9 protein-coding genes are annotated in these 18,771 nt (G+C 53.8%); all 9 read right to left on the bottom strand.

Annotated elements, in window-relative coordinates:
* Window positions 1-24: 24 nt before the first annotated feature.
* The 9 genes from F3H87_RS20830 to F3H87_RS20790 are packed head-to-tail and all read right to left on the bottom strand — an operon-like array spanning window position 25 to window position 18,767.
* A complete protein-coding gene (locus F3H87_RS20830) occupies window positions 25-516 on the bottom strand; it encodes a very short patch repair endonuclease (RefSeq protein ID WP_149789792.1) in 492 nt (163 codons plus the stop codon).
* Window positions 516-1,280 carry a DISARM system phospholipase D-like protein DrmC gene (gene drmC / locus F3H87_RS20825; RefSeq protein WP_149789791.1) on the bottom strand — a complete coding sequence of 255 codons (765 nt, stop codon included), beginning with the start codon at window positions 1,278-1,280 and terminating at the stop codon, window positions 516-518. The genes F3H87_RS20830 and drmC overlap by 1 nt, the downstream gene beginning before the upstream one ends.
* Complete coding sequence (drmB, locus tag F3H87_RS20820) at window positions 1,277-3,136, bottom strand: DUF1998 domain-containing protein (RefSeq protein ID WP_149789790.1); 1,860 nt, start codon at window positions 3,134-3,136, stop codon at window positions 1,277-1,279. Before drmB ends, drmC begins: the two co-directional genes overlap by 4 nt.
* Complete coding sequence (drmA, locus tag F3H87_RS20815; protein ID WP_223228162.1) at window positions 3,133-7,200, bottom strand: DISARM system helicase DrmA; 4,068 nt, start codon at window positions 7,198-7,200, stop codon at window positions 3,133-3,135. Before drmA ends, drmB begins: the two co-directional genes overlap by 4 nt.
* Window positions 7,197-8,414 (bottom strand): restriction endonuclease, encoded by a 1,218-nt coding sequence (locus F3H87_RS20810; RefSeq protein ID WP_149789789.1) that lies wholly within the window; start codon window positions 8,412-8,414, stop codon window positions 7,197-7,199. Before F3H87_RS20810 ends, drmA begins: the two co-directional genes overlap by 4 nt.
* Window positions 8,415-8,423: 9 nt before the next feature.
* Window positions 8,424-10,430, bottom strand: coding sequence for a BbrUII/HgiDII family restriction enzyme (locus tag F3H87_RS20805; RefSeq protein WP_223228161.1), 2,007 nt, complete (start codon window positions 10,428-10,430; stop codon window positions 8,424-8,426).
* On the bottom strand, window positions 10,427-14,509 hold the full coding sequence (locus F3H87_RS20800; RefSeq protein ID WP_188129297.1) for an Eco57I restriction-modification methylase domain-containing protein: 4,083 nt from the start codon (window positions 14,507-14,509) through the stop codon (window positions 10,427-10,429). Before F3H87_RS20800 ends, F3H87_RS20805 begins: the two co-directional genes overlap by 4 nt.
* Window positions 14,509-17,667 carry a DISARM system SNF2-like helicase DrmD gene (gene drmD / locus F3H87_RS20795; RefSeq protein WP_223228160.1) on the bottom strand — a complete coding sequence of 1,053 codons (3,159 nt, stop codon included), beginning with the start codon at window positions 17,665-17,667 and terminating at the stop codon, window positions 14,509-14,511. The genes F3H87_RS20800 and drmD overlap by 1 nt, the downstream gene beginning before the upstream one ends.
* Window positions 17,664-18,767: a DNA cytosine methyltransferase gene (locus F3H87_RS20790; RefSeq protein WP_149789788.1), complete on the bottom strand. Its 1,104-nt coding sequence runs from the start codon at window positions 18,765-18,767 to the stop codon at window positions 17,664-17,666. The genes drmD and F3H87_RS20790 overlap by 4 nt, the downstream gene beginning before the upstream one ends.
* Between the last annotated feature and the right edge of the window lie 4 nt (window positions 18,768-18,771).

Below are 18,771 nucleotides of genomic sequence, written 5' to 3'. Positions count from 1 at the left end.
CCTCGGTTTTTGAAATTGTAGCGATCAACCTTCGCCATGCGGAAGGTTCGAGCTACTTTTTTCCACCGCTTTTCCGGCCACATCGCCTCTTGGATCAGTGCCACCCAACCACAAGATAACACGTCCAGCGGATTCCTCTGGTTCCAGAGCGGTTTTGCCAATTAACGCACACTCCCATACGATCAAAACACGCCAACCAAGATCGAGCAGTTGCTTAGTATTGCGCTCATCGCGTTTCATATTCGCCCGGAATTTCTCGTTCCAAAACTCTTGCCGCGATTTTGGCGTGGTCGATCGGTAACATCCATGGCGATGCCAATAGCATCCATGTACGAAGATGACCGCTCGATATTTGGGAAGAACGATGTCAGGGCTCCCCGGCAGTCGCCGATAGTGAAGCCTGTAACGCAGGCCCCTTTTGTGTAGCGCCGACCTCAGTCGCATTTCCGGGCCTGTGTTCTTCTGCCCAACCGAAGCCATGATGCGAGAACGGGTTGTCGGGTCGACCTTGTCCATCAGGCTCGCGTAAGCTGTTTCGTTGTAATCAGCGCCTCTAGGTGACGATGTAGCTTTTCTGGGACAGTGCCGCCTTCTATCAAGACTCCTGCTTCCATGTTCTTTTCCATTGCATGCCCCGTAAGGTTGGCGCTTGAGATGAAGCACACTTCTTCGTCGGCGACAGCCACCTTGGCATGAACCTTACCACCCATGAACGAGTCAGCCTTGCTGTCCCACGCGAATACGGACGCTTCCGGCAGAGTCTTTTTCATCGTGGAAATGCCATCGTTGGACACGGCACCTCCATCGCTTTCGCTTCGTTCCAAGAGGATCGAAACCTTCACGCCGCGTTCGATAGCTAGCTTTAAGGCCTCAATGATTTCATCGACTTTGTAGGCGACAAAGCTAGTCAAAAAGAGACGCTCTTGGGCGTGCTGGATGACTTGGATGAGCGCACGCTCTGTCTTCCGAGTGGGTACAAGGTGACTAGAGGGCCCAGTCCACACGAGCTCGATTATCTGCTCACCACTTATTTTTATCTGCACATAGCTCGCCGCCTTGATCATGGCAGAGAGCTCGGCACCCGAAATGGAGCTTTCCCTTTCCCACTCTTCGATAAGCCGCTTTAGTCGCTTCTTGGATTCAGGTGCTATCGCCCATTGCGAAAGCCGTTTCGCTTCCGCCGAGCTCGCCAGTCGAGCGGCAAGCTGGGCCAGCTGCTCAACTTTCTCAGGCGGCGTATTGGAAACGACATCAGACACTGCCTCAAGGAGCCTTATCAAGTGGCGCCTCCAGCGAAGAAAGCCGCATCGGTCACATCAAGCGTCGGGATGATCAGCGCACGGTCTATGAAGCGATTTCCAAGCTCACATGAGGTCTCCGCTACGAATGAACATGCATGACAAGCAGCCGCGTGCAGAGAGCGATCTTTCTCAGGACTGTGCTCTGAGCAAAGTGGGTCAGAAGAGCAAATCTGTCCCCGCTGGAGAGCTTGCGAAATGAGCCTTCCAAGATTGTCAGGGTTTCCAAGATCGACAAGTCCACCCAACGTGCCATCGGAGTCCGCGGCAGCGGTATAAATCAATATCCCAGCCTGATTGTCGCTCTCAGAGGTATCCGCATATATTCTCTCGCGAATGCTGGCCGCGTTATATCCACATTCCAAGGCCAACTCTCGAATGAGCAAATGCGAAAGTGTGTGGAGCATCGCGTAGCGAACTCCTGGATAGTTCTCGTCGGGATCAAGGCCACGCGCTATCCGCCAGCCTCTGTGTCCGGCATACAGCATCGCATCTCGCGCTTTCACGGAGTCCTTCTTTTCCCAAGCGGCTATCTCAGCTTCGTCGAAGCGTATGAAGATTCCTTCGCCATGCACTTCCGACGCGGGTATCCAATCGGGAACTCCTTTTCCGAGATCAGCGCGGGCAGCCGTGTCATCCCCTACGCCGCCCTCTTCCGGAGCTTCGACACGAGTGAACCCCAGCAGCGCGTTAACCTCACGCAGGCGTTCCAGGAGAAGCACGGACTTTATCGGTTTCTCAAACTGTTTGGGTGCAGACACCGACTTACTCAAAAAATGAGGCCAGTCAGTTGGCGGGTTGGGGTTGGTCAGGACCTTCCACTCCGGCCCCTTGATGTCAGCGCTGTCGACGCTCGCTTCGGCCGTTCCGTTCTGCTTTTCAGTGATGGCATCCCAAATCTCATCCAAGGTGAAGTCATCCAGCCCTGGGATTGCTTCGCGTTTTTTGAGAGCCTTTAGCGTGCCTTTCAGTTCCGCTTTGTCCTCAACATCTTCGAAATCATCCCAGAGCGCGTCGACGATATCTCGGGCAGAACCAATGGTTACAGGTATCGCCAGAGCCGATAGAGTGATGGGAAACCAGCTATTCGTGGCCCCTAAAAGAACCGCACGCGGCTGCTCGTCGCATCCATCAGCATACTCGTCCATATGCGGATGACGTCCACGGCAGGAGGGAAGGTTGTCTTTTCCGGCCTTGCCGAAAGCGTGAGCCATGTTCCGGGACGCGCCGCATTCATCACACTTCACCCACAGATTTTCGGTTTGAAGGGAAGCGCCACTCTCGAAGAAGCGTAGTGTTCCCGTACAGCTAGAAGGACCGCTATGGACGAAATAGTGCCACGGGAAGTCATCGAGATGCCCCTCGCGGCAGGCAAGCAGAAAACGCGCGGGTACTGCGTCGGCGTCTTTTGCCTTTTGATCGCCTTTCGACCCCGTGCAGTCTTTGTGAACGAACCGTGTGCGTTCGGGTTTGAAGTGCTCTTTGCACTCGAAAAGGCCGAGATCATACTCGGACAAAAGCCCACACTTCACGCATCTCAGCCACCTCGGAAAGGGACGAACCGGTACGCCGATCAGTGATTCCGCCGAAAAGCGTTCGACGTTCTCTTCCCTTGTGAAAGGAGGGATGCGCAGCGTTTCGACCTGTGGGCCTAGCACGCGGCGAACAGCTGCAAGTAGGCGCGCCTCATCTATCGGTTGGCATCGGCTTTTCTCCCAGCGATCGATGCCAAGCGTCACGACGGAAAGGTTTGGAAGGTCAATTAGAGCTCCAGGTCCATAGGTCCAAAGAAGCTGCGAGGGGCGCACCTGCCCGACTGGCGTTCTGTCTCCACTCATTCTTCCCCCTCCGCGTCACTGGTATCCAAAGGCGGTGGCGTCCAACTGGGCCCGGAACCGCCTCTTACTTTACTCATCACCAAACGTACTCCCGGCTCGACTTCGCGCATGGACATCGGAACCGTGAAATCATCCCAGGCTTTGACACCTGGCTTCTTGAGCAACGCAACCATCTTATCCTTGCCTGGACCCTTCTTCTCATATCCTAGCGTTCGTCCCCCCTTAGCGGCTTCACCGCACCACTCATCAATTCGGGATTTGATTTCATCGGTTGCAAGCGTCTTCACCTTCGACTCGTGCGTAACGTTCCAAGCGCGACTTACCAGAACGTTGCTCGCATGCTTGGCCGCGTCTTTGTCCGTACGATCAAGCGCCGCTGCGCCGGTGTTCGGATTGAAGTCATCGTCTTCCAAACGCATTACGCTCACGAGCGCACCGGTTAGACCCCGGTCCATCGCCCGAGGCGAGAATGGCGTCACCGATTGGGCTTCTACATGCTTGTAGAAAGTTGCGTGATAATGCTCGAAAGTCTCGTAATGCGAGAGGTCACGTGGGCGCGCCCATGTAAGCACAGTGCAAACGAGGCCCGGTGATGCACGACCGACACGGCTGGTCGCCTGAATGTACTCGGCCGTACCCTTTGGCTGACCATTCACGATCATGAGCCCGAGGCGGTTAACGTCCACCCCAACAGACAGCATGTTTGTCGCCAATACCGCGTCGACAGACCGATGCTCGTTTTCCTCCCATCTCGTGACGAACTTTTCCTCGCTGTCATCGTATTCCGCTTTGAACTTTACCTCCAAGAGGTCCAGCTTCTTGGGAATGTCACGACTGGACACTCGCGAGGTGAGCTCGTCGACATTGTTGACACTACGTTGGGCAAGGCCTGGTCTATCGACCATGCTCATGTTCACGCGATAAGATCGTGTTTGAACATCGTCTTCGGCCAAGCGTTTCATTCCGCCGAGCTCGCGTAGAGAGTTGAAATAACCCACTGCGGTCATGTACGGATCGGCCGCTTGTCCGAAACGGTCAAAGAGTGCCTGTGATGCGGTCAGAAATGCTGTATAGACACGGATCAACATAGCAGGTCGCGAGCTACCAGGCGAACAAACGCCGATATATCGCCGACCTGGAATTTGTGTAATCGGCCTTTGGACAGAGAAGAAGTTGTCGGCAATGTCGAGCCCATGTGGCGGGAAGACCGCCACCCTGCGCATGAAGACATTGTTGACCTGCTCCGGGGCCTTGCGGACGGTAGCGGTGGACGCCACGATCTTGGGCTTGATTACCTCATCGCCAATCTTCCAGCCCGAGAGTTCATCGATCGCGGTTTCATAGAGGCCGACCATCGTTCCCAGAGGACCACTGATCAAATGGAACTCGTCCTGAATGATCAGGTCAGGCGGCCGGATCGGACTGATAGACCGAGTGTCGGTGCTGGGCATCCCTTTGAATGCTCGGTGTTTGCCGGTGCAGTCAGCTTCCGGCCAAAGCAAACCGTGGCGCGGGCATTCCTTTGTCGCCCGTCCGAACAGAGTTCGGGCTTCGCCGCGCCAAGCCATAAGTGCGAACTTGTCCACTGTGGCGATCATCATGGAAGGCGGACGGTGATAGATTTCTTCGTCGACAACTACGACGGGGATGCCCGGGTGAGCATTCTTGCTGGATTTTCCTTTGGAGAATGCACAGCGACCTTTCTTGTCACCGCAATAAATCTCGGTCCGCTTCTGGGCCTTGTTTACAAAGATATCCCTGCTATCGCGCACTTCGCTTCCGCACCAGGGACAACTGGTTAGCTGGGCAGGCGAAGTGCTGCCTTCATCGTACTTATCTGGATCGCGGATATCACGAATGGCAGCGTGGCTCTCTTCAGTCGTACCGGGAGTGACCTTGTTGCCTACCCAAAGTCCGATCGTGAAGGGCGTCGCGCCCAGGCTCTTATCACCTGCGGCCCGCGCTTCTTGACGCAAAACTTCCATAGCACAAATCAGCGTGGTCGCTCTTTGGAATTGCTGAAGGGTCAGCAAACGCAGCGTATAGCGCATGATCACGCCAAGGCCGCGGGTACCATCAAAACCTCCTAGCTTTCCTTGAAGTCTCCTGATTGCCATCGCGAAAGCGGCAACACCGAGATATGCTTCGGTCTTACCACCGCCGGTCGGGAACCAGAGGAGATCAGCTAGAGCTTCGTGTGGCTTCGTTCGATCGCTGTGAAGAGGGTCGGCCAAGGACGGTAACGACAACAATACGAAGGCGAGCTGGAACGGGCGCCAAGACCGGTTCTTCCGAATATTGAAGTCTTCGACATCCTTTTTTGAGCCCCTTCGGCGCTCTAGGGCATAGATGCTGTGAATACGCTGACGCGCCATTGCGCGATTGGCAAACCGAAAGGCTTCAAGAGGTTTGTCATCGCTGGAATCTTCCAGGACCTTGATGCCTTCATCCAGTCTTTTCTTGATTTCTGTGCAGCGTTCAAGAGCGGCGAGAGCCTGCGCATCGTGACCGACGACATCGCTTCCGATACGTTTGTTCTGCGTTGAAATCCAGTCGGCGTAGTCATTTGCAATAATGCGGAGCGCGGAGACAAGATCATTGCGCTCCATCGATGCCAAATGCTCCATATCTAGGTAGCCTTCAGCAATCATCTTTTGCATGGCCGGACGGTCTTCCGGGCGAAGTCCGGGGGTCTCAGTTACCGGAACTTCATACTGGGGCATGATGGCCGTACGAACTTCATTTGCGCAGTCGGTGTTGTTGGCCACGGTCTCTGCGTGAACAGCTACGCCGTGGCCAACCGCGAATTCTACCTGTCGCCGATACACCATTTCTAGCGCGTGACGTTCAGGATCGTCCCCTTGACTGGAGTTTGCCAAGCGCCGCCTAAAAATGGCAGGGTCTGGAGTTCCGTCGCTCGCTCTTATGATAATCTCGGGCTGAAATACCCAAGCACTGTCCTTATTTTCTTCCGGTTCTTCCTGCCCATTGACGATGAACAGCGTGACAAGACGATCACCGTTTGCGTTCTTGCCGCGCACTGTCCCTTGAAGGCGCACATCCGGATTGTTGGGATCGGGCTTCTGTGGCTTCAGAACGCCATCTTTAAGCGCTAAGGTAATCTTGCCGCCACAAGGTTCACGCTGCCAAACTTTGACTTTGACATCCTCCTGCCTTGTTTCAGTGACGTTGCCATCTGCGTCCCGAATTTTCTTGTTGATTGGCTTCGTATGCTCATGGTCGTACTCGCGGACGTATTTTCCCCATATTGCCTCGACCTCGATCGTCTCTACGTCGCCATCCACGCAGAACGTTATTCCGAGGCTAGAAGGGACCAAAGACTGATTGCTTGCGGCATCTATCTCCTCAGTGGATTCCGCCTCGGCATCAACACGACCTGTCGACCGCTCGAACTCCGCGCCCGCCTCGTGCCGACCAGTGTGAACCTCCAAGTCGTCAGGTTCTTCCTCTCCAGGCTCGCTCTCTAGCGGGCCTTCGAGTCCTTCTATGCCGCCGGAGGTTCCGTTGTTCCCTTGCTGCGGAGCCAGCTTGCCTACCAGGTATCGATCGCGAACGCCCATATCGACGATCTGTTCGTGCGGGCCATTGGCCGGTCCTAACAGGTCATCCATGACAGCAAGCTGAAGAAGCTCGCGAATGTAAGCTTGGTTTTCGATTGCAGGGACATCGGCAACCGCTTTTCCCGTAGTGGTCGCAACTGCATTCTCAAAGATGTCCCATGACAGGCGGGAAATTCCACCTTTAGTGGGTAGCGTTAAACCGCAGGCTGACGCTTTTGTGCCCGGATGAATGAAGCTTGCCCGATCCAAATAGACATTCTGGCCACCAAGATCGGTCCGAATGCGTGTTACCTTGCCGACACGACTTAGAGTGGCATCTGTCTTGGAGAAGAGCACCCAATCTCCGACGGACAGACCAGTGTGCAGCTTCGGATCACCATTCAGCCGAAACGCAAAATCGGGATGTGGGAAGCCATCTAAGGCGACTTCTTCCTCAACGGCGAGCCAGGCGTTCAATGGCTTGGTAGTCTGCTCTTCACTCAATTTCTGCCTCCAGGTATCTCGAATTCTCGTGCGAGAAGCTCTTTGACCGTCTCGGGTGTATTGAAACCACTTGCTGTCAAAATTTCGGTTATGTCTTTTCCACTAAGGAAAATTATCGGGTGACGGTCTTCTCGCACCTCCTCGTATGCTTGTCGGCCGATGACAGAAGTTGTCACCAAGACGCCGAATTCCCGGTGTCTGATACGCGAGATCAGTCGTGCGACTTCCTTAACTCCGATTGTGTTTGCGGAAGCCCCATTTAGCGGAGGCCGGTAGCATTTCGCTTCTAGCGAGAATTCGGCATAAACCGGGTCTTCGCTTAGTCCCAGAAGGTAACGCCCGATAGCATCCCGACCCCCGTCGACCGATGCGCGTGTAACCTCATCAATAATTACACGGGGGTCATGCATCTGAAACACTCGCGCCGCGAAGGCCTCAAAGGCACGCGGTGCGTCTTTGAAATGCTGCCACACCACTTCAAGCATAGCTGACTTTTGAACCGTGTCGGGCATTTGAGTGGCCACGTCGCGAATGACGGTCGTACTCTCAGCGGCAAGCGGTCTGTACCGGCCGTTTGATACCCAGTCTGCCCATGCAGCTGGCGCGTTAGCGGTGAAGCTATTTCCTGCAGCAAGATCGTTCAGCCATGCGCGGGAGATGATCTCAGTATCCAAGACGGTGAAGGTTGCCTGGTAGTTCTGAAAGCGCTGTCCTTTGGTAGTCTTCCAAACAGCCACAAGGTCCGACGTAGCAGGTAACCCTGTGAAGCCTGGAACGGCTAAACCTTTGAATTGAACGGAGCGAGCGCTGACCGCAGTAGGATATTTTTGAAATATGAAGAAGGGCGGTATGAGTGCACGATTTGCGGGCGTTGCGTGAAGCAAATCGAACGCTCGACGAAGTATGCGGTTTCCGCCGCGGTCGGTGTCGTGAAGCTCGTGCCCAGGCGTCTTGTTGTCACCGAAGTAAACGAATTGGCCTGTGCTGTTATCTAGCTTGTCGGGCCAATCCTGATCTTCGCCACTTGTATATAGTACTACAAATTTTTTGTCGTCTCCGCGACCTGAGGCTCTGAACCCTCCAAGATTGCCGGTTCCAGGCAGAACTTTCGAAAGCGCTTCACCAGACAATTGCCCACCGGGAGCTCCCTCGTAGACTGCGTCTACAAGCAGGTCAGTGGTTGGCAAATCTTTGAAGGAAACAACACGAACCATCAATCCCCCTTACAACCGGTCCACTATTGAACCGAGACGATCTAGCGTCTTGCTATGCTCTAGGTATTCTGAGTAGGAATTCTCCGCGCCAGCGATAAGGGAGTCATAATGCACGATACGGCTGCCTTGTGAAATTGCCGCCATAGATGCTTTAACCCGATCCGGATTATCCTTTTCATCCTCCACATGCTTGCCAATTACGAAAACCACTTCGATGTTCGGCGTTGTCTCACCTTGCACGAGAAGGATTTTCTTTAGCTTATCGACATATGTTTGACCCTGCTCTTGAAGCTCCAAAAGCTTCATCTTTCGGCCTGCTTTCTTGAGCTCGACGATAATATGTTTGCCGGCGTTAGTCCGGTAAGCGATATCGACGCGGCCCAACCTTTCCTTCTCGGTCAAGTCTTCAACAATCACTCCGTCAGATAGGAGGCGTGATTCAATGATTTCGCTTCCGGTTGCCCGCTCCCATGATGGATCAAGTAACCACAAGTGTTCGAATAGGTACTGTTGAAGAACCCTCTCTTTTGCGTCTTCGTCGACTAACCCTTGGAAATCTTTGATGGCATCTAGCCGCGACTTCACAATGTCCCGATAGAGTGAGGCTTCCAGAGCATCGCGATCTGCGAGAACAGCCAGAAGCTTGTCGACATTGTGGACGCTTTCGACCAGTTCCTCCGCAGATCCTCGTATCCTCATGCGCTCAAAGGCAAGAATACCATGCTGATACAGAAGCTTACGGTCTTCCTGATCATCTACTGGAAGCGCACTTAGTTTTGCGATGAGGGACTCGGCACTCTTTCGAAACCCCTCAGGGAGAGACTCAAACCATTCCTTTAGTGCTGGGGATGTCTCTTGGGCGTCTTTTACTTCATGCTTGCGACGCCATTCAGACCAGCGGCGTTCGACCTCACCCAATCTCGACCTGAGAAACGCGAGGAGAGCTGCGTATCTTGGATCATCTTCTTGTACCCTTTGACGGTCGCTGGTGGCAATGTCAGCCAAGTCATCATCATCCAGAAAGTCCGCTTCGATCTGACCAGTCAGATACTTCGTGTAAAGTCGGCCGTCATTCAGTTTGTCTAAGATGTTCTCATGAAACAACCTGCCACGTGCAAACACGACGATGCCGTTCAGGTTGCCAGTATCTTCACTGTCGAGTTGCTTGGGAGTCCGCGCGGTACCGATCCATCCATCAACATTCCAACTCGCCTCCCAGCCGTCAAATCGGTTCGGCAGTTTTTCCTGTTCAAGCACCTTTGGTATCGATGTTGCCTCAGGCTCGAAGTCACCCATTGTCCAGAGAAATTGCGTGATCCGCAGATCACCCCTATCGTCCGTCGTTACGGGCTGCCCATCGATCGAGATTTTGAACTGATATAACTCTCCGATCACTGAGAACCGGCGCGCCAAACGCATACGCAACGCGGCCGCGCCACGTGCAAGCCGCTGCCGCTTGATCTCTTTTAAGACAATTTTGGTTCCCTTTTCGACGTCGATATCGTCAACTGGCAAAGCGTCCGGCGAATAATGAGGCTCCTTTCGCTGTACTGAGGCTTTGATACCCTCGACACTCATCCGTAGACCATGTGCCTGTCCATTCTTCGATGACTGAACATCAATTTGATCGGCAATGGAGAACAGCGACAGCTTACCCAGTCCTTTGCGGCCCATCACCCGACGCCCTTTAGCGGTGGTGCGGCCATACGGGTCATCCTCTTCACGTCGGCGGTATCCGACACGAAGATATTTATCATTCATATCCGCAACATCCATGCCAATGCCGTCGTCGACGATCTTGATCCACTTACCATCTGGATCAATTGTGATTTCGACATTTTCCGCGTCAGCATCCCAGGCGTTCGCAACGGCTTCCGTCAGCACTGCAGCAATGTTGCTGTAAAGATTAATTCCCAGATGATCGAGAACGTTCAGGTCAACAGTCATCCGATATCTATTTGCGGTATCAACTGCGTCAGGTACAATCTCTTGTGAACTTATGTTGCTTTCGGTCATTTCTTGGTTCCTTTTGCCGAAAACAGATCTTTAGTTTGGCAAGTTTGAGTGTTCGAACGTCCACCGCGCCGCTTGGACTTGGCCTGAGCCTTTTCCGAAAGATGTCTTTCCTGATTTAATCTGCTGAGCCTCCCAATCAGCTCAGACCGGCTATTGTCTGAGATACTGAACCGAACTTTATTGTCTTCAAGTATGGTGGGATCATCTCGGAAGTCGTGATCAAGCTTTATATCGCTCCATCCATAGGCAGCAAGAACTGTCCGATCTAAGTTCACCAAAGATTTTCGAAGCTGTAATGTCTCATGCTCTTGGTCTATTGGGTCGTGAATTTTGTTGTAGAGCTTCGTTAGGCCTATTCCTTTGTCGAGCATTACCGTTTCGCGCAGTTCTACGAACGTTTTACCCACTGTCCGAAGGTCCTCTCCTAGATTTGGGAAAGGAAGTGTTTCAATTATTGTCGTTGGCGTATATCGAAGCAAAAGAAGGTTGTGACTACCGTGCTTGCGCGCCCAAATCTCATGCACGGAAGAGGAGAGCAGGCCCGCCAGCGCAAAATCACTAACTGGAATTATTGCGACAGAATGAGAGAATATATTCTTCCCTACTACCCTACCAAAGGCGACGTGCTTTACAGCACCGGTAGCTATCGCAAGACTCCACTCCGAGTCCTCAATTCTTTCATATAGTTCGCGCCTTGGCCTCCAATACTGCCACCACTTGTCCATAATTTTTGCATATGATTTTTGCTTACTTTTCTCTAGCCTTTCTGGGAAGACGCGCTCTTTGGCGATTGCAAGGCAATCTGGGTAATCGAACGCAACGGGCCCGCTGTAGCCACTAGGCGATTCAGAGCGGTTTAGCGGCCAGTCAAAGAAGGAAATAATCCACTTAGATGCTTTTTGGTGGGGATCAGTGTTTAGCTCCTGACCTATCATGTATGGCCAAACAACATCCTTGTTTTTTGAATCTTTTGATATTAAATGGCGCGCCTCGTCGTCAGAAACCTGAAACCCGTCACCTACAATTATGGAACCTTGAAATATTAGTTTTGAATTCTCGCTTAGCGAGTAGATCGCCGCATCGTCTTCGCCCTCTAGCAAGTATGAATTTATGGCCTGAACTGACTTTCCGTTTAGATATGATGCGCCTTGCCAGCTTCCCTTTCGAATCCAAATTGGCGAGATTGTCACACTAGCCGCCCCCGGCCACTTTGATTTGTTATTTGCCCGAATGATTGTGAAGTTCCGACTTTCAATGCCCGCGAGAGCGACTTGTCTTGTGTCACCCTCGGCGATTGAACTGCTTGTGACTAGTCCAATCACGCATGCGTCTGCACTAACCGATTCTAAACGGCGCACGAAAAAGGCACAAATGTCAGCATTTGCGCTCGCGTTTCGTACGAGAGTCTGCGTGAGGTATTGCAGATAGGCGGCACCAAAAATCTGCCTAATCTTCCTGCCGCCAAGGTATGGCGGGTTTCCCACCACTGCATCAAAACCTGAGTTGCCAGACCTAAAGACTTCAGGAAATTCAAGGGGCCAATGAAACGGCTTTCTAGTAGCTACGTCGGCCGGAACATCCAAGCTCAAATCAGCGACGGCGCGCTGCCGCAATAGGTCAGTAGCAGCGGTGTCCCCCGCAAGGGCCCTACCGGCGTCAATTGACAATGAAGTCGTATCTACCGTTTTTCCACCTGAAGCGAGCGCCCTTCCAACCAGCGCGTCTGCAACCAATTCAGGCATCTCAAGCTTTCGCCGAGCTAAGCCGTCGAGCTCTTGCATCGCTTCAACATCAAGAATGTCGATGATCGGTCGGCTTCGCAGCTCTGCACGAAGCGTAACAGCTGCTTCGACCGCTTTGTCAATTTCTGCAGCAAACAGTTTCTTACTAGTGGCTTTTCCTGGATTCATGTCCAGATAAAGAAGTTGGTCGATATCGTGGATACCAAGTAGGCTGTCGCCAGAACGTAAATTATGATCCAAAAAACCGAACGGTCGGCCTTTCGCTAGCGTGATCAGCCAGATCGACAGCTTGGCAAGTTCGACAGCCAGAGGATTGATGTCCACACCATAGAGACAGCGCTCGGCAATCAGACGACGCGCCGTAAGCAATCGTTCTTCAGGATCATTGCGCAGTAGCTCATGGCCGTCTTGCCGTTCGACAACCTCTCCTTCAGCCGTCACCGCCTTTCCGGCGCCTTCGGCGTCGCGCCACGCTTCAACCAAACGATCAGCAAGCCAACGGCAAACTTGAACGAGGAATGCTCCCGACCCCATAGCAGGGTCGCATATTTTCAAGTCCAGCAACTCTTCTGGTGACTTCAGAGTCCAATCTTCTCGGTTTTTGCCTTCGGACGGACCAACATACGCAACAGGCTCCAGCGTCTCCTTCACAATCGCCTCTGTCAGGGATTTAGGCGTGTAGTGAGTACCTGTTTCTCGGCGATCCGTACCCGTCGTAACCATGAACGTCCCGACAGGGTAAACCAGTGGGTAACCCCATCGGTCGATCCGCAAGAAATGGAAGTAAGGCTTGATACGGTCTCGCAAATTGACATCGGCATGGCACGCCGTCAGCAACTTGTCGGCATCGACTGCTTCCATCGCTTTGCCAAGATCGTTTTTAACGCGACTTGCCGAGCTGCCAGTTCGCTCCTTCAAGAGTTTTGCTACCGCGTCATCGCTCTTAGCTTTAGCAGCTTCTAGCTCTTCCAGTGTGACCCAAGGTTTCTTGGCGCTCTTGGTTGCGTTCAAGTCAAGGGTAACGTCCTTGGCACGAACAACAGTGCGCTCCAGTAGACCTTCGTAGACATAGCCGATCTGCTCGACATCAAGCGCGCGGTAAGACAGCGTGCGCCCTTGGAAGAGCTGAACGGCGTCCAGCAGCAGCAACACCGTGCGATTGTCTATTGGAAGCGGGACGGCATGATCAGTGCGCCAATCAGAGTCCTTAGGACGTCCCTCCAAAAACGGAAAGCGATTGGGATCGAATAGCGATCCGCCCAATGCCGGTAGTCGCATTTCTTCGTGGTCGATACCGCCATACACGGCGCGGAAAATCGCGAGAAGCCTTGCCCAGGCGTCGAAGCGTCGTTCCAGTATCTCTTCGGATTCCGCACGGAGCTGCATTCTTAATGTCGATACAGCATAGTTCGCCTCGTAACGATCGTCGCCCAAGAGGAGCAAACCGCGCTCTTCCGCCGATAGCAGAAAAACGATGCGCATCATGACAGTTAGACCAGCTTCATACAGGGCAGTAGGTTCAATGCCCTTCAAGAGCTCTCGATTGCGATCGACGTCCGCCCGATCCAGTGATTGGATCAGAACCTCGACAGCACGGCTGACTTGTTCACCTAGCGCATCCGTGACCTCGTCTTGCAGTTTAAGCGAGGCATCGAGAAGTGCTGGCAATTGTTCATCGCTCCCGACAAAAAAGCGCCGCACACCGAGAAGGTTGATGAATGATTGCAGTGTTTTTGGTTCCGGGCTCCAAAGGCGCGCGTACCAACTGGCGAAAGTGGTCACAGCACCGACTGGTGCATCGACAAGCATCCAATGCTCGCCATTCGTCAGCAGGCCCAGGCGGGTTTCTTTGGCGCGGCACAATTCGACCATGCGCTCGGCGGGACTCGCGGCCCAGCCATCGCCTTTGAGCGGCTCGTTGAGATCGGTGCCTGGCGCATACACCGAGATAAGCATGAGGCTCTTGTCAGCGCTTTGGTCATCGACGACGGCATAATCTGGGCGCAGCGAGACGCTATGTTCGGCGAGTTGGTAGGTCAGATCATCCGGCAACTCGTCGCCAGATTTGAGGATGTCTCCGTCCCCGTCCTCATCGAGCTCCAGGCCCTGCCGCAGTAAGAGATCGATCCAAGCAGCATGAAGCGCATGAAGATCATCCTCACCGAACTCAACCGCGTCACGCCATTCTTCATAGGCTTGCCTCAGAAGTTTGCGCTTTGCCGGGTCGACCTCTTCAAGGCCCTGAGGAAATGCATCTTTTAGCACCGGCTCGGCCAAGAACGGGCCGGAGATATCCATAAGCGAAAGCCATTCGCCGTGCAGACTCATTTCACTCATCATGCGCCTCCTTTGATCTGGGAAGCTGGCACCAAGAGGATCACAGCAACGGGAAATGTACGTGCCGCAAAGCTTTCGTATCGCCGCTCGATGGCTTGAACCTCTTGATCACGCTCTTCGGGTATACTGGCCAGCCGCGCTTTGAGCGCCTCGAAGTCCCGCCTTACCTGAGTGCGCTCGTCTTCGATGAGCTGGGCGATCCAGTCGATCTGTTCTGGCTTGTTCTCTTTGGCGAGTTCTTCTCCGATCGCTTTTTCGAGTTCGCTCAGAACAGACCGAATATTCTTGATCTCTTGCTCTTTGCGGTTCTGGAGTGTGTTCTCCAGGTTCCGGAGGCGATCGCGAGAGCGCGCCTCGACGGTTTGCATGATAGCGTCGCGGTATTTGCCGAACCTATCAGCCAACTGGTCAAAAGCAGGCGAAGAAATCTCGCAGGACTTGGCGCGCTCCAACCATTCATTGACGCGCCTCACTCCCTGCTCCCGTGCAAAACCGGTGTCTCTGAGATATCCACCCGAGACCGTTAGTTCTTCGTGCAGACGATGATGGCTGCCACCAGTGATGACCAGTCGGGAGATGGCCGCGACGGCAGGTGTATCTAGGAGATCGTCCGGTACAACACGAACGTCTACGCGATTGAGTTTTTTGACATCGTCCTGAGCCCACACCTCGGCACGCATCAGCCGCAGACACATCTGAACAAGACGGTGGTTCAGGTGCACGAGAACCACGTCATCGCGGTTTTTGGCAACGTCGTGATCAAAAGTGATGGGTCTGATTTCGCCAGTGTGCGGGTGACGCAGACCTTCCATACAGCGCGCCCAGGTTCCTGTCAGAGCGGGCATTTCGAAGACTGTGCCTGAAGGCGCGTCTTCAAGTTCCACGTCTTTGAGCGGTGGCCGATCGGCTAACGCCAAACCAACCTTCACCGCCGAACAAATGCGTTCAGGCGTGAGATGGAAATCTTTGCGCGTTTCCATCAGCCGTTCGTGAAGCTTTGCGATACGGTCAGTCAGCTCCCGCTCTGCCCGAACGAATTTCTTGGCTTTCGCGGCACGCGCTTCAGCCTCGCGGGTATCCAGCTCCCGCCTTGTTCCCTCGATCAGGCCAGCCATTTGTGGTGCGATTACGGGGTTAACGCTCCCCATATCTTCTCGCATCGCTTCCAGCTTTTTGAGCGCACGAATGATGTCGTCTTGATGGCCGCCAAGCGCATCGCCTTTCGCTGCGCCGCCGTCGACTGGATGCCATATCAGTACTTCGTCCTGACGTTGCCCGTGTCGGTCGATACGGCCGTTGCGCTGTTCCATAACGTTTGGGTTGTAAGGGATTTCCACATGGATCATGCAGTTACAGTAGTTCTGCAGGTCGATACCCTCGGATGCAGCGTCCGTTGCTAGCAAAATTCGAACGTCGGCGTCCTTGGGATTGGTCTGAAACGCCGCTTTGACCTTCTCGCGATCTTCCTGATCCATTCCACCATGAATTATTTCAAGGCGGTCGCCGCCGTATCCCTGTGCAGCCAGTATGCGGTGCAGCCATTGATGGGTTGTGCGGTACTCGGTGAACAGGATAACTCTTCGATCATTCCATTCGCCGTTGGTCTTGAGGTTGTTTTCGATCCACTCGACAATCGCCTTTGCCTTGGAGTCGGACTTGTTGGCAGCCCCCTGAGCCCAAGCACGCATTTTCTCTATGAGCTGACGCTCTTGCTGTGTCAGCGGCGCGCTTCGCTTACTTGCTTCTTCGACAGCTTCATCTCGGATTTCTTCGGCGCGTTCGTCGTCCGCATAGTCTTCTTCAGCTTTGGCGATCGCGGTGCGAAGGATGCGTTCGGATAATACGCTCTTCTCTGGGCCTCCGGCTTTCGATTCCAGAGTATGAACGTGTTTTTCGAGCGTGGAAGCGAAGGCGGCTGGTGATGAGAACAGTCGCTTCTTGAGCAACGTATTGACGAATTTGGTGCCGGTCGAAGCCGTCTCCCTCGCGGTGGTCTCACGGCTCTTGCAGTAAGCCTCAAGAAGAGCATGCATAGAACGCTCTTGGTCGGTGAAGGGGATCGCCAGAGCCCGTAAGTCCCGCCTTGGATAAAGGGGCTTTCCCTCGCTATCGACTAGGTCGGTTTTCAGTCGCCGTACCATGACCTGGGAGAGCTGCTTGTCGTCAGGCATGATGTTTCTGGAAAACCGCTGATTGTCGAGCAGCTCCAGCAGCGACGTAAAGGACTCGGTGTAACCGTTATGCGGCGTTGCGGTCAGGAAGAGCCGATGCTGGAAATGCGGCGCAATCCGCCGGATCAGTCGGGTGCGCTGGCTTTCGATCACGTAGTTTGTCGACCCGGCGGGGGCGACGTTGTGCGCCTCATCCACAACCAGGATGTCGAACTTCCTAGGATAGGTGGCGTGAACGGGTAACACATCACGCATCATGCGCAACGGTTCACCAGCTTTTAGCCAATCGACGGACGTGATCAGTCGTGGGAAGGATGTCCAGGGATTGGCATGAATGCCGCGGTTTCGTCTGAGTTCTTTGACATACTCGGTGTTCACGACTTTGAATTCGAGGCCGAATTTCTCCAGCATCTCGATGCGCCACTTCTCCTGTAGCGAAGCGGGGCAAACGACCAACGCGGTGCGAGCTCGATGCCTCAGGAGAAGTTCCTGAATTACCAGGCCAGCTTCGATAGTCTTACCGAGACCTACGTCGTCTGCGATCAAAAGGTTCGCACGCGCCATGTCAATGGCGCGAACCATAGGATCGAGCTGGAAGTCTTCGATGCTCACGCCGCTTCGGAACGGAGCCTGAAGAAAACCGCGATCAGCGTTGGTCGCGGCGCCCCACCGAACGGCATCCAGGAAGGCCTCCAGCTCCTCAGTATCATCTTTACCGGTAATGGCTGGTAAGCCCGCCCGTTCGATGATGTGAGCACCGGGCTCGATTTCCCAAAAGATCTGGACTTCTTCACCCAGGGCATCGTCATCGATTGACGCTAGTGTGATCAGGTGCTGGGGGCGACCGGCAAACCCTGTCGCCTCGGATGCCGCAACATCGGCAACTACCCATTGGCGGCGTCGGGCTTCTACAAGTTGGCCCGGCTCTGGAACACTAACGATCGCGGGGTCTGGAGAGTTCTCGACAGAAGCGAGTTGGGAATTCACGCAGCCTCCTCTTGGTCCGCCTTGCGGCCCTCAACCTCTTCAATGTGCTGTACAATACTTTGGCCAATGGCACGGCCCAGATTGACGGGAACCGCGTTACCGATAAGACGACCAATGGTTTTTGTCGAAACGGGCGCCCCTTTCCGCACGAACTTATAGCCTTTGGGAAAGCTTTGAAGAATTGCGCCTTCTCTTAGAGAGATGGCCCGATCTTGTTCGGGATGACCAAATCGACCATTCCCGAAACCGTAATATTGGGTTGTCATTGTGGGTGCTGGCTCATCCCAAACCATGCGTCCATAGACGCTTGGATAGGTCTTTCCAGTCGCTTTCTTGTGACAATCGGCGACCAGAGACTCGTCCCAATCTTTCCAGCTTCCGCCAGGCTTCGAGGCGCGAATTCGCATAAGATTCAGCTCCGAGAGTTTTGCCGCTTGATGCAACGGGTCCTTCGGGTGCTGCTCTCCGGCCTCGATTCTTGGAAGCTTCGCGATGGCCTGCTTAACGGTTTTCCGCTTTCCTTGTGGCGTGGTTGGGCGGATCATTTTGATCTCGCCAAGCTTGGAGGCTAGGAGAACCAAACGGTTTCTCTGCTGTGGCACACCGTAATCAGCGCAGTTTATTACTTCGAAGGAAACGTGAAAGCCATTGCCCTCAAGCCTCTCGGTGAATTCCAGAAAAACGTCCTGCTCTGCCAATCGGGGAACGTTTTCCATCGTCACCAGTTCCGGCTGGGTCTCTTCCACCAATCGCGCAAATTCCATCAACAAGTGCCAACGATCATCGGAAGGGCCGGACTTGCCTTGTTGATAAGTCGAGAATGGCTGGCACGGTGCACAACCTGCCAGCAGCTTGTACTGCGCACCATCAAATGCAGAAGCGAGCTCGGTTTGCGAGACCTCGGAAACGGATTTCAAAAGAAATTGGGCGTCGTTGTTAGCTTCGTAAGGAAATTCGCACTCGGGATCGAGATCGACACCCAGCGTTACGTTGACTCCTGCCTTTTCAAGTCCTCGCGTCAATCCTCCGGCGCCGCAGAACAAGTCGACGCCTGCAATCCGAGCTTTTCCTGTATCCGATATCCGTTCTTTTGCCTGCATTGCC

It is taken from the genome of Lutimaribacter pacificus (assembly GCF_900142185.1).
In the GTDB taxonomy this organism is placed as follows: domain Bacteria; phylum Pseudomonadota; class Alphaproteobacteria; order Rhodobacterales; family Rhodobacteraceae; genus Lutimaribacter; species Lutimaribacter pacificus.
Note: the sequence above shows the minus strand (reverse complement) of the source record. Positions and strands in the feature narration are given on the sequence as shown.